Below are 13,227 nucleotides of genomic sequence, written 5' to 3'. Positions count from 1 at the left end.
GGAAAAGGCTGGGTCCTAGAAGCGGAACCGGGCGCTGGCCTGGATGGTGCGCGCCTGTAGGCGCACGCCGAGCGGCAGCAGATTGTCTTGTCCGAAATAGCGATAGGTGTTGTTGCCGAGCAGGTTCGTACCCTCGAGCGAAAGCGTCACGAACTTGAACGGCGTGAAGTTGATCGCGGCGTCGAGGCGCTGGGTCTCGTCGTTGTAGAACGAATATTCGGGACGCGCGGTCCAGATGAACAGCCGGTAGGGCGAGCGATAGTTGTACGCCACGCGCGCGCTGAACTGCGGGGTGTCGTAGAACAGCGCCGCATTGACCGTCCATTTGGACGCATTGAGCGCGTCGAATGCGCCGGGGAAATCTTCCGGGTACGGCCATTCTACGCGCGCCTTGAAGATATGGCTGGCGTTGAGGCTGACACCGAAATTCTTCCACATGCCTGGCAGGAAATCGAAGAAGGTCTGCGCCGAGCCTTCGATGCCGACAAAGGTCCCGCCGCCGGCGTTGCGCAGCTGCTCGATGAAGCCGCTCTTGGCAGGATCGACGCCATATTCGGTCAGCCCGCCGATCGGGACATCCTGGCGGTCATAGTAGAAATAGTTCGACGCTTTTTTGTAATAGCCGGCCAGCGTCACCGCGCCGCCGCGGCCGAAATAATATTCGGCGCTGGCATCGAAGGCATGCTCGCGCTGCGCCTTGAGATTGGGATTGCCCGCATAGACCACCGGATTGGCCGCGTTGGGATCGACCCAGTAGAAGGGGCGCATGTCGTAGAAGCTCGGGCGCTGGACGTTGCTGCTGTACGACAGGCGGAGTTGGGCCTTGGGCGTGAAGTGCAGGATCGCCGTCGCGGTGGGCAGCAGATCGACATAATTGCCGCGGCCGTTCGATTGCTCGACCACCTCGGCACCGTTGACGAGGCGATAGGAGAAGCTGCTCGAGTCGCCCCAGGTGTTGACGTAGCGTACGCCGAACAGGCCATCGACCGGGAAGCCGATGTCGAAGCCGTAGTTGAACTGGCCATAGGCGGCGAAGCTATATTCGTGCGAGCCGAAGGTCTGGCCGCGGTCGCTGGGCGGATATTGGCTGGCGAAGCGCGTGGCGTTGCCCGGATCGGTCGCTTGGATATAGGCGCGGATCGCGTCGATATTGTCGAGCACCACCGGCCCCGGGATGCTGTACCATTCGGTGGTGTCGCCGCCGAGCGTCACGCCGCTCAGCGCCGCCTGCGAGCCACCGGGGAACTGGGTGAGCGGGGCGAAGGTGCCATTCACGCGCGGGAAGCCGTCGCGATAGCCGTACCAGCGGTTGGTGATGCGCTGGTTGTAGCGCGCGCCGAACTGGAACGTGCGCAGCAAGCCTTCGCGGGTCAGGTCGACGGTGATGTCGGTCTGCGCGGCGAACTCCTCATTGTCGGCACCGCCGCGATTGTCCTGGAAGCGCTCGACTCCGTAGTTGTTGACGTTGCTCATATCGACACCGTTGAAGGTGATCGACGGGACGCCGCCGGAATAGCGATCCGAATCGAAGTCGACGGTCATCGATGTCAGGCCGACCGGCCGGATGATCTGCTCGACGAAATAGTTGCCGCTGTTGCTCTTGTTGTATTGCGCGGTCGAATTGATCTGCACGCCGTCGCCGTGCCAGTGCACTTCGAAATTGCTGGTGTAGAGATCGGAGTGGAACGAGTTGTAGAGGGAATCGATTCCCGCCGGCACGCCGTTGGGGTTCGAGACGGTGATCGATTTGACCGTCTGCCCGTCGGGCATCAGCTGAATGTTGCTGTAGGTCGAATTCCATTCGCGGTTGAGCGCGTACAGCTTGTTGACCGAGCGCTTCTCGCGCGAGCCGATATAGCCACCCTCGAACACGAAATCGAGGCGATCGCTGGGACGCCATTGCAGCACGGCGTTCAGCGAGGGGCGCGTCACATGGCCGAATTCCTGGCCATATTGCGCGCGATACGGCAGCACGATGTCCTTGTACTGCGCGGGCAGGCCGGCGTTGGGCGAGTTGGGATCGCCCGGACAGCAAACGATGTCGGGTGACTCGCTCTCGATATAGGTCTCGCGATAGAAGGTCTTGGTCCACGAGCCGTTGAGCAGGAAGCCGATCTCGCCGATGCCCGTGTCGAAGCGCTCGCCGACGAGCAGGCTGGCATAGGGGCTGATCTTCTCGGCCACGTCGTCGTATGAGCCGCGCACGCTGCCCGCGACGGTCAGGCCCTTTTTGAGATCGAGCGGACGGCGAAGCTCGACATTGACGGTGCCGGCGATGCCGCCCTCGACCTGATCGGCCGAGCGCGTCTTGTAGACGTCGACCGACTTGAGCAGCTCGGCCGGGATGTCGGCGAGATCGAGCGCTCGGCCGTCGCCGAGATTGGTCTGGTTGCCGTTAATCGTGGTCTGGATCTCGGACATGCCGCGGATCGTGACGCCCTGGCCCTGGCCGCGCGCGCGATCGATCTGCACGCCGGTGACGCGCGAAAGCGCCTCGGGAACGTTGTTGTCGGGGAGCTTGCCGACGTCCTCGGAGACCACCGAGTCGACGATTTGCTTGGCGTTCCGCTTCTTGGCGTTGGCGGTGTCGATGCTGCCGCGGATGCCGACGACGACAACGTCCGCCGCGCGATCCTGGCTGGCCTCGCTGGTCTCGCTCGCGGCTTGGCTATCGGCTTGCGGCACTTCCTGCGCCAGCGCGTGGCTTGCGGTCAATGCGCCTGCCGAAACCGTGGCGAGCGCGGCAACTTTGATGATGAATGCAATTCGAGTGTCTGGACGTCTCCGCATGTTCGTGTCTCCCCTGACCCTGGTTTTTACCTATACTATATAATGTATACCATATAAAGACCGACACGACTGTCAAGAGCCTGAAACACGCCGCGAGCCGCGGGATTCTGCGTCGCCAAACGCAAATCGCCCCGGCAATGCCGGGGCGACGTGAGGGGCAGAAAGGGCAGCGCCAGCCGCAGCGGCTGGCGCATTCGATCAGAAGTTGACCGACACTCCGAAGAAGACGGTCCGGCCGAGCGGATCGTAGACGCCGGGATAGGTATTGCCGTTGCCGAACGCCGAGAGGATCCCTGCCGCGATCGCCGGCGGGTCCTTGTCGAGCAGGTTGTTGACGCCGGCGCGGAACTGGAACTGGTCGGTTACCGAGATCGCCGCCGTGAGGTCGAAATAGCTATAGGCGGGGATCTTCGCGTTGACGACGCTGGGGGTGCCGGCAAGGAACGGATTGGTCGACAGGCTCGAGAGCTCGGTGCCGCCGAGATAGCGCCACGCCATCGACAGCGAGGCGTCGCCCGGAACCTGCCAAGTGGTGCGCAGGACGTGGCGCCAAGTCGGCGAAGGCTGGCCGCAGGTGTAGCCGTACAGGCCCTTGCAATCATAGGTGCCGAGACCCGGCAGCGGCTCCGAGACCTGTTCGTTGAGCCACGTGCCGACGAGATTGAAGTCGAGCTTGCCGAGCGCGCCCATCGGCAGCGAATAGTCGGCGGTGACATCGATGCCGGAGGTCTTGAGGAAGCCGGTGTTGAGCGTCGTCGAGATGATGTAGCCGTCGGTGCCGAACAGCGCCCCCGAACGTGGATCGCGCCGGAACAGGCCGCAATAATAGGGATCGCTGGTCGCGACGCACTGACTGATCGTCAGCGAGGGATCGACGGTGGAGATGTAGTTCTTCACCTTGATGTTGTAATAGTCGACCGAGAACGACAGGCCGGGGACCATCTTGGGAGTCACCACCAGCCCGACCGTCCAGGTGTCGCCCTTTTCCGGCCGGAGTGCCGGATTGCCGCCGCCCTGCGCCGAGCAGACGTCCGACGGGCATTCGATGATATGGCCATATTGCGCGGCGCTGACGCCGGTCAGCCCGCAGATCGCGGCCGAGGCCGCCGGCGTTGTGCCGGAGCAGGGGTCCTGCGCCGCGACATTGCCGATCGTCTGCGCGCCGAACAGTTCGCCGATGTTCGGTGCGCGGATCGCGCGGTTGTAGCTCGCGCGCAACCGGACGTCGCGGATCGGCGCCCAGGTGACTTCGCCCTTGTAGGTGAAAGCAGTGTATTTCGAGCCGAGGCCGGTCGATTCCTGCTCGTTGCGGTATGACGAGTAGCGCATGCCGCCGTTCAGCGTCAGCGCATGCGCGAAGGGCAGGTTCTGGAGAATGGGGATCTCGATTTCGCCAAAGCCTTCGGTGACCGAGATCTTGCCGTCAGAGTCGGCGGCGCCGCCCTGCTCGGCGATGTCGTCCGCGGTATAGCGCAGCGTTTCCTTGCGGTGCTCGGCGCCGACCACGATCGCCACGCCGCTTTCTGCCCACGGGCTGCGGATGCCGAACGTGCCGAGGTCGCCGCTGACGCTGAGGTTGAAGATCGTCTGGGTGTTGCGCGAGGCGGTGTTGCTCGGCGTGTAAAGATAGGCTGCCTGCTCGCCGGTGAGGCCGTTCGCCTGGAAGACGTTGATCGGAGTACAGGCCGGATCGGTGCCGTCGATCACCGAACGGCAAGTGGGAACGCCGCCGACGCTGACGACGTCGAGCGCGCGCTGCGCCTTCTCGTTGTCGACATTGTTCATATAGGTCTCGTCGAACCGCACGAGCGAATGGACGAAGGCGGCATCATAGCTGAAGCCGTGGCCGAGATCGCCGCGCAGGCCCGCGGTGTAGCGGAAATCCTCGTGTCGCAGGTCGTCGCGGCGGGGCAGGGTGCCGTTGCCGCCGAGGCGATAGCCGATCAGCGTATCCTGCGTCGCGCTGGTGCCCGCGGCGGCGCCGCACAAGGCCGCCAACTGGCTCGCGCTCATCAGCGGTTGGTTGCACGGCAGCGTGAACGGTGTGCCGAGGAACAATGCCGATGGCGCTGCCTGCGAGAAGGTGTGGTCCTTCATGTACATGAAGCTGCCATAGGCTTCGGCGGCTGGGACGATTTCGAACTTGGCGAAGGCGCCCCCGGTGTAGCGCTCATCGGAGCGCTGAAAATAGTTTGTCGGCGCGTAATTATAGGCGAAGCTGCTGTCATACGGCACCCAGGTCCTGGAGCCGTCCTTCGCATTGGTCAGCCCGATACCCTGGTTGGGGCCGCCCAGCGGCGTGAAGCTGCCATAGGGCGTGTTGCTCGAGCCGCCGCAATTGAGCCGGGTGCCGGTGGCATCCGCGGCCTGTAGCGCGCAGGCCGAGACGTCGCGGTTGGCCTGCAGCACGGGATCAGCGTGACGATAGCCGCCATAAAGGGTGATGTTGCCGCGGCCGCCCGCGAAATTCTTCCCCAGCGCGATGTTGATGTCCTGCTTGCCGCCGTCGACGACGCCGCGGGCGGGAACGGCATAACCCTGCGCGGCGATGATGCTGCGGACATCGCGATTGTTGTTGCCGTGCTGCGCGAACCCCGCCTGCGCGTCGATCCGTATGCCGTCGAGATGGTCGCGCAGGATGAAGTTGACGACGCCTGACAGCGCGTCGGAGCCGTAGACCGCAGAGGCACCGCCGGTGACGACGTCGATGCGCTCGATCAACGCAGAGGGCACGAAATTGATGTCGATCGCCTGCGACGGCAGCATGCGCTGGCCGTTGATCAGCGTCAGCACGCGGTTCGAGCCGAGATTGCGCAGGTTGATGTTCGCGGTGCCGTCCGAACCATTCGACACATTGTCGTTCGCGTCTGCAGTGAATTGCGGCAGGCGATTGAGCACGCCTTCGACCGCGGTCGCGCCCTGGAAACGGATCTCTTCGCTGCCGACGACGGTGATCGGGCTGTTGCTCTGCAGATCGGGGCGGCGGATGCGCGTGCCGGTGACGACGATGGCTTCATCCTCGCCCGGGGTCTGCGCCGACGCTTCCTGGGCGCCCGGTTCCGCCACCTGCGCAGAGGCGCTCGAGGCGATGAGCGCGCTCAGCATCACACCGAGCGCGAATGAACTGCTGGCACAGGCATATTTCGACATGCGCGTTTCCGATCTGTTGCTGGCAATGCCAGAACAGCACCACAGCGAATATCGTATGTCAAATATATTATACGATCATGGTGCCGCGATGAAGTGCGACTTCTGCGCGTCGGAGCCCGGCGCAGACGATATGGCAGCTCTGCGGGAGTTGCAGAGGCGGTCAGGCCGCAGCGAGGGCCTCGCGCACGCGAGCGAGCGCGGCGTCGCGAGGATGGCGTTCTTCGAGCAACGCGAAGGTGCCGTTGAGCGCAAAGACGCAATGCCCGTGGACCGTAGCGAGCAGCGAGCGGGTCAGCGGTCCTGCCTCATGCGCGCGCTCGGGCGGCAAAACGCGGGCGATCTCCTGCTCGACGATCAGGGTCAATGTGCGGCGATCCTGCGCATAGCGATCAGGGAAGGCGGCACCCTCGGGCAGGCGGTGATCGTAGATCGCCATCCATAGATTGCGGTTGGCGGTGGCGAAATCGAAATAGCTGTCGACCAGCACCGCGATGCGATCCTCGCCGGCGCGTTCGAGCCGCGCCGAGATCCATGCCGCCCATTCGACGAAGGTGCGGGTGTTGATCGCCAGCATCAGATCGTCGTGCGATTCGAAGACATTGTAGAGCGTGCCGACCGAATAGCCGACGCGCTTGGCGACCTCGCGCGCGGAGAAGCCGGCATAGCCGGTCTCGGCCAGCAGCGTATGGCCGGCGGCGAGGATGAGTTCCTCCAGCTCGGCGCGGCTATGATCGGATCGCCGTCCCATATCGCTCCGATATCAGTAAAATTGAACACTGTGTAATTTTTAATTGAACAGCGCTCAATTTCTGTTATCAGCGAGGCTCGAACTGGGGGACTCACGACGATGCTGGTGGCAATTACCCTGATCGGCCTGATCATCGTTTGCGCGAAGCTGTGGCACCGCGCCGAGGCGCTCGACGCCCGGCTGAGCGCCATCGAGCTGCAGGCGGTGACGTTTCCCGAGATGCGGCCGGAAGCGGAAACGCGGCAGGTGGCGCGCACCGTCCTGCGACCGGTGCCGGAACGCGTGTGGGCGCCCGAGCCGCTGCCCGAGCCCGAGCCCGAGCCCGAGCCCGAGCCCGTGCCCGAGCCCGAGCCTGAGCCTGAGTTCGCGCCGGTGCCCGAGGCAGCGGAAAGGGTCCCAGCGGTGCCGGTTGAAGCCTTTGCCCAGGCCGCCTGGCCTGAAGCCGAGCTTGCGCCCGACGATCCCTTCTGGACGGTCGGCCAAGCGCCGCGCTCGCGCAACTTCACCTTCGAGGACGTGTTCGGTCGCCATCTTCCGATCTGGGCGGGGGGCGTCACGCTGGCGGTCGCCGGCTTTCTGATCGTCAAATATTCGATCGATGCGGGGCTGTTGTCGCCACTGGTGCGGGTGATCTGCGGACTGCTCTTCGGCGCCGGCCTGGTTGCCGGCGCCGAAGCGGCGCTGCGCGGCGAACGCGTCGTCCGCGACGTGCGGATCCCGCAGGCGCTGGCGGGGGCGGGGATCGCCACGCTCTATGCCGCGATCCTCGTCGCGGCCAATCTCTATCACCTCGTCGCGCCGATGACCGCGTTCGCCGGGCTTGCCGCAGTGACCGCGCTGGCCGCGATCCTGTCGATCCGTTTCGGCGCGCCCAGCGCGGTGCTCGGGTTGATCGGCGGCCTCGCCGCGCCGGCGCTGGTCGGCACCGGATCGCCCAACATGCCGCTGCTTGCCACCTATCTTGCATTGACGGTGGGCGGACTGTGCGTGCTCGGCCGGGCGCAGCGCTGGTGGTGGCTGGGGGCGCTTGCCGTCACCGGTGGCTTCGGCTGGGGAATGCTGCTGATCGCCGGCGGGCTGCACGACGTGGCCGCAACGCTTTCGGTCGGCACGCTGACGCTGATCCTCGCGATCGGCTTCCCGCTGTTGTTCACCGGAACGCAGGCGCGCGGGCTCCAGCTGGCGGGCGCGCTGGCGGGCTGCGCGCAGATCGCCGCGATCGTCGCGACCGGCGGTTTTGCCGGGCTCGACTGGGGATTGTTCGCGCTGATTTCGATCGCGATCATTTGGCTGTCGCGTCGCGACGCGCTGTTCGCCGAAGTCCCGCTCGCCGGCCTGGCAACCGGCCTGTTGTTGGCGCTCGGATGGCCGAATCCGGTCGAGACCATGCTGGCGCTCGTCCTCGCCGGCGGCGCGATGATCTACGGCGTGCCCGCTTTGTGGCGGCTGTGGCGGCGCGCCGGGGCGCTGGGCGATGCCGTCCAGATCGCTGCGATCGCGCTGGGCGTCGCGCTGCTGCCGATCGCGCATTATTGGGATCAGACCGGACGCGCGACCTTCGCGCCGCTCGCGCTGCTCGGCGCGGCGATTGCCGGTGTCGCTGCCGCGGTCGGCTGGCGCAATGCCGCCCGGACGACCGATGCGCGGTTCGCGACGCTTGCAGTGACCGCGCTCGGGCTGGCGCTGCTTGCCGCCGGGCTTGCACTGCCTGTCTGGGCCCTGGCGCCCGCCACGGCGGTGACTGCACTCGCTGCGGTTCTGCTGGCGCGGGCCGCGTCCGACAAACGCATCGAATATGGCAGCTATGCCTTCGGCTTCGCCGCGCTGGCTTTCCTGCCCGGCGCCAATGGTGTCGAGGAACTCCAACGCGCGCTCGCGTTGCTCGACGCTGCCGGCACGGCGCAGGGATGCCTGCGCTGGGCGATCCCTGCGCTGGTCGCGCTCGGCTTTGCCCGCTGGTCGAGCGACGTCGGCGCCCGCCAGCTCGGGCAGGGCGCAGCGGTGCTGCTCGGCTATGTCGCGGCGGCGCAGCTGGTGCCGCAGACCTGGCTGGCGCTGGTGCCGGCGGCGACAATCGCGGCGCTGGCGTTGGCCGGTGCGCGTGCGCAGCTTGCCGCGCTGGGGACGGCGGCGCTGCTGTCGGCGGGCTGGGCATTGCAACCGATCGGGACCTGGCTGGCGGGTGCCGGCGGCGCACTGCTCGGCGAGCCGTTCTTCGTCACCACGCTGCCTTCGCCGATCGACGTGGCTGTGCGTATCGTCGCGCCGATGGCGGCGCTGGTGGTGCTGCTGTGGCGCGGCGGGCTGCCGGCGCGCGAGCGCGAGATCGGCGCGATCGTCGCGACCTTGCTCGGCACGATCACGCTGCATGTCGCGTGGAAACATGGCTTCGCGATCGACAGCGATGCCCGCTTCGTCAGCTATGGCCTCGCCGAGCGCACGCTGTGGGAAATGCTGCTCGCGGCAGCGGCGTGGCTGACATGGTGCGCCGGCATGCGGCGTGTCGCCACGGGGCTGGGCGGCGCGGCACTGCTGCACTTTGGCTGGTTCACCGTGCTGCTGCACAATCCGCTCTGGGCGGCGCAGCTGGCGGGCCTGTGGCTGGTCCCCGCCTATGCGACGGCGTTGCTGCTGCTCGGCTGGTCCACGCGCGCCGTGCCGGGCGCGGCGTTGGACCGTGCCCGCGACTGGGCGCGCATGGTGCTGATCGTGCTGCTCGCGGGATCGCTGCTCCGTCAGGCCTTTCATGGCAGCCTGCTCGTCGCGGGTCCGACGATCCAGATCGAGGATATCTGCCGCTCGCTGCTCGCGATCCTGCTCGCGATCGGCTTCCTGCAATGGGGGATCCGTCGCGGCCTGCGCGACTGGCGGATCGCGTCGCTGCTGCTCATGCTGGGCGCGGTGGGCAAGGTGTTCCTGTTCGACGCGGCGGGGCTCGACGGCCTGCTGCGTATCGCATCGTTCGCGGCGCTGGGGTTCAGCCTGATCGGCATGGGGTGGCTGTACAGCCGCTATCTGCCCGATGCGGCCCCCGAAACGCCGTTGACCGATGAGTCACACTCCGCCGATACCGTCGCAGCAGACATCCGGGGGTAATCATGTCCGCGCCTGACTTCTCGTTGCTTGCCAAGCGCCGTTTCGGCCCGTTGTTCGTCGTCCAGTTCCTCGGCGCGTTCAACGACAACGCGCTCAAATATGCGATGCTGTTCCTCGTCAACTTCACGCTCTACGCCACCGATCCCAATCGGTCGGCGATGCTGGCGGCGATCGCGACGGGCGTGTTCTTCATCCCCTATTTCCTGTTCTCGGCGCTCGCCGGGCAAATCGCCGATGCGTGGGACAAGGCGAAGCTCGTGCGTGCGGTGAAGCTTGCCGAAGTCGGCTTCATGGCCGTCGGACTCGCCGGGCTGTGGCTGCAATCGGTACCGCTGCTGCTGCTCGCGCTGTTCTTCATGGGCTGCCATTCGACGATCTTCGGCCCGGTCAAATATTCGATCCTGCCGCAGCATCTCGGCGCGGACGAGATCATGGGCGGCACCGGCATGATCGAGGCGGGGACCTTCCTCGCGATCCTCGGCGGCCAGCTGCTGCCCAATTTCATGCCGCCCTGGGAAGCCGGGCTGATCGCCACCGCGCTCGCGGGCGCCGGGCTGGTCGCGAGCTTCTTCGTCCCCGCGGCGCCGCCCGCCGCGCCCGGGCTGCGGGTCGATCCCAATCCGCTGCGCTCGACCTGGCAGGTGCTCCGCACCGCGCATGACGGGCGCGACGTGTGGCTGTGCATCCTCGGGATCAGCTGGTTCTTCGCGGTGGGCGCGGTGCTGCTCAACGATTTCGCGCCGCTCGTCTCGAACACGCTCGGTGCGGGCAAGCCGGTGGTCACGCTGTTCCTGCTCGTCTTCTCGATCTCGATCGCGCTCGGCTCGCTCGCGGTGAACCGGCTGCTCAAGGGTCGGGTCTCGGCGCGCTACGTGCCGGCGTCGGCGCTGCTGATGGCGGGGAGCCTGATCGATCTGTGGCTGGCGACGCGCGGCTTCGTGATCACCGCGCCGGGCGCCGATATCGCCGCCTTCGTCCAGGCGCCCGGCAGCTGGCACATCCTGCTCGCGCTGACCGTGCTCGCCTTTTCGGGCGGCATGTTCATCGTCCCGCTCTACGCGCTGCTCCAGACCAACAGCCCGGTCGCCGAGCGCTCGCGGATCATCGCCGCGAACAACATCGTCAATGCGATCGTCGCGGTGGCGGTGATGGCGATCGTCGCGGGCATGGCGGGGGCGGGGGTATCGATCCCCGCGGTGATCGCGGTGATGGGCTTCGCCACGCTGGTCGTCGCGCTGATCTCGTGCTGGCTGCTGCCCGAGACGGTGATCAAGCGACTGATCCGCACGACGCTGCAATTCCTCTACCGCGTCGAGGTCCACGGCGCGGAGAACATGCCGCGGCCGGGCGATCGCGCGGTGGTGGTGGTCAACCATGTTTCGTGGCTCGACGGGCTGCTGCTCGCGGTGTTCCTGCCCGGCAAGCCGGTCTTCGCGGTGCACACCGCGGTCGCCAACAGCTTCTGGATCAAGCCGGCGCTCAAGCTGTTTCGCGCATTCCCGGTCGATCCGACCAACCCGATGTCGACCAAGGCGATGGTCAAGGCCGTCAAGGCGGGCAACACGCTGGTGATCTTCCCCGAGGGGCGGATCACCGTCACCGGCGCGCTGATGAAGGTGTTCGACGGCCCTGGCATGGTCGCCGACAAGGCCGATGCGCCGATCGTCCCGGTGCGCATCGATGGCGCGCAATATTCGTCCTTCTCCAAGCTGCGTGGCAAGGTGCGGCTGCGGACCTTCCCGAAGATCACGCTGACCGTGCTGCCGCCGCGACGCGTCGAGATCGCCGGCACGATGCCCGCGCGCCAGCGTCGCGCGATCGCCGGGCGTCGGCTCTACGACGAAATGAGCACGATGATCTTCGCGACCTCGGACGTGGATCGCACGCTGTTCCAGGCGCTGCTCGACGCCAAGGACGTCAATGGCGGCAGCGCGAAGGTGGTCGAGGACGTCAGGCGTGAGCCGATGAGCTACAAGAAGCTCGTCGTCGGCAGCATGGCGCTGGGCCGCGCGTTCGAGCCGTTCACCCGGCAGGGCGAGGCAGTGGGCGTCCTGCTTCCTAACGTCGCCGGCGTGGTCGCGACCTTCTTCGCGCTCCAGCGGATCGGCCGGGTCCCGGCGATGCTCAACTACACCGCGGGCCTCGCCAATCTGAAGGCGGCGTGCACCGCCGCGGAAGTCCACACGATCATCACAGCGCGCGCGTTCGTGACGCAGGGCAAGCTCGAGCCGATCGTCGAGGGGCTCGAGGCCGAGGGACGCCGCATCCTTTATCTCGAGGACGTCGCCGCGCGCATCGGGACGATCGCCAAGCTCCGCGCGCTGTTCGCCGCGCGCTGGGCAGGACGCCTGCATCGCCGCCGCGGAATCGCCTCCGACAGCCCTGCGGTGATCCTGTTCACCAGCGGCAGCGAGGGGCTGCCCAAGGGCGTGGTGCTCACCCATCGCAACCTGCTGGCCAATTGCCAGCAGCTCTCGGCGCGGATCGACTTCAACTCGTCCGACCTCGTGCTCAACGCGCTGCCGGTGTTCCACAGCTTCGGGCTGACCGGAGGAACGTTGCTGCCGATCCTGAGCGGCATCCGCACCTTGCTCTATCCGAACCCGCTCCATTACCGGATCGTGCCGGCGCTGGCTTATGACGCGAATGCGACGATCCTGTTCGGTACCGACACCTTCCTCGCCGGCTATGCGCGCATGGCGCACAGCTATGATTTCTACGCGCTGCGCTATGTCTTCGCCGGCGCCGAGCGCGTTCGCGACGAAACCCGGAAAGTCTGGAGCGAGAAGTTCGGCGTGCGGCTTTTCGAAGGCTATGGCGCGACCGAGGCCGCGCCGGTGATCGCGGTCAACACGCCGATGCACTTCAGGGCAGGCAGCGTCGGCCGGCTGCTGCCGGGCATCGAGGCGAAGGTCGAGCCGGTGCCGGGGATCGAGGAGGGCGGCAAGCTGTCGATCCGCGGACCCAACATCATGGCGGGCTATATGAAGGCCGATGCGCCCGGCGTGCTGCAGCCGCCCGAAGGCGGGTGGCACGACACCGGCGACATCGTCACGCTCGACGAGCAGGGCTTCGTGACGATCCGCGGGCGCGCCAAGCGCTTCGCCAAGATCGGCGGCGAGATGGTGTCGCTGCCCGCGGTCGAGGGCTATGCCGCCAGCGTCTGGCCCGATGCCGACCACGCGGTCGTCACCCGCGCCGATCCGCGCAAGGGCGAGCAATTGGTGCTGTTCACCACGCGGCAGGGCGCCAAGGCGGCCGAGCTCCAGGCATGGGGCAAGGCCAATGGCGTCGCCGAGCTCGCGATACCGCGCGACATCCGCCCGCTGGCGGCGCTGCCGGTGCTCGGGACGGGCAAGCTCGATTATGTCGGCATGACCGCGCTGGCCGGCGAGGTGGCAGTCAGCAAGCCGTCGGAGGTGCAGCCTTCCTTGCTCTGAGGC

5 protein-coding genes are annotated in these 13,227 nt (G+C 66.4%); 2 read left to right on the top strand and 3 right to left on the bottom strand.

Translation table 11 applies throughout. The annotated features are described in order from the left end of the window. Positions 1-15: 15 nt before the first annotated feature. The 3 genes from E5A74_RS06590 to E5A74_RS06580 form a co-directional block, all read right to left on the bottom strand. On the bottom strand, positions 16-2,715 hold the full coding sequence (locus E5A74_RS06590) for a TonB-dependent receptor (RefSeq protein WP_166745678.1): 2,700 nt from the start codon (positions 2,713-2,715) through the stop codon (positions 16-18). A 273-nt stretch (positions 2,716-2,988) separates the two neighbouring features. Beyond that, the gene (locus tag E5A74_RS06585; RefSeq protein ID WP_240699699.1) at positions 2,989-5,940 is read right to left on the bottom strand and encodes a TonB-dependent receptor; all 2,952 of its coding nucleotides are present in this window, start codon (positions 5,938-5,940) and stop codon (positions 2,989-2,991) included. A gap of 160 nt (positions 5,941-6,100) precedes the next feature. After that, positions 6,101-6,688: a TetR/AcrR family transcriptional regulator gene (locus tag E5A74_RS06580; protein ID WP_135983464.1), complete on the bottom strand. Its 588-nt coding sequence runs from the start codon at positions 6,686-6,688 to the stop codon at positions 6,101-6,103. Positions 6,689-6,787: 99 nt separating this feature from the next. On the opposite strand from E5A74_RS06580, the gene E5A74_RS06575 reads away from it, so the two are divergent. Then, entirely contained in the window at positions 6,788-9,784 is a 2,997-nt protein-coding gene (locus tag E5A74_RS06575; protein ID WP_135983463.1) for a DUF2339 domain-containing protein, read from the top strand. Between the two features lie 2 nt (positions 9,785-9,786). Beyond that, positions 9,787-13,224, top strand: coding sequence for an acyl-[ACP]--phospholipid O-acyltransferase (locus tag E5A74_RS06570; protein WP_240699698.1), 3,438 nt, complete (start codon positions 9,787-9,789; stop codon positions 13,222-13,224). Positions 13,225-13,227 lie beyond the last annotated feature (3 nt).

The sequence above is a fragment of the Sphingomonas naasensis genome (genome assembly GCF_004792695.1).
Taxonomy (GTDB): domain Bacteria; phylum Pseudomonadota; class Alphaproteobacteria; order Sphingomonadales; family Sphingomonadaceae; genus Sphingomonas; species Sphingomonas naasensis.
Note: the sequence above shows the minus strand (reverse complement) of the source record. Positions and strands in the feature narration are given on the sequence as shown.

Coding starts and splice junctions, on each gene's coding strand:
- E5A74_RS06585 (WP_240699699.1), bottom strand. CDS start 5,940: ATGTCGAAATATGCCTGTGCCAGCAGTTCATTCGCGCTCGGTGTGATG.
- E5A74_RS06580 (WP_135983464.1), bottom strand. CDS start 6,688: ATGGGACGGCGATCCGATCATAGCCGCGCCGAGCTGGAGGAACTCATC.
- E5A74_RS06575 (WP_135983463.1), top strand. CDS start 6,788: ATGCTGGTGGCAATTACCCTGATCGGCCTGATCATCGTTTGCGCGAAG.
- E5A74_RS06570 (WP_240699698.1), top strand. CDS start 9,787: ATGTCCGCGCCTGACTTCTCGTTGCTTGCCAAGCGCCGTTTCGGCCCG.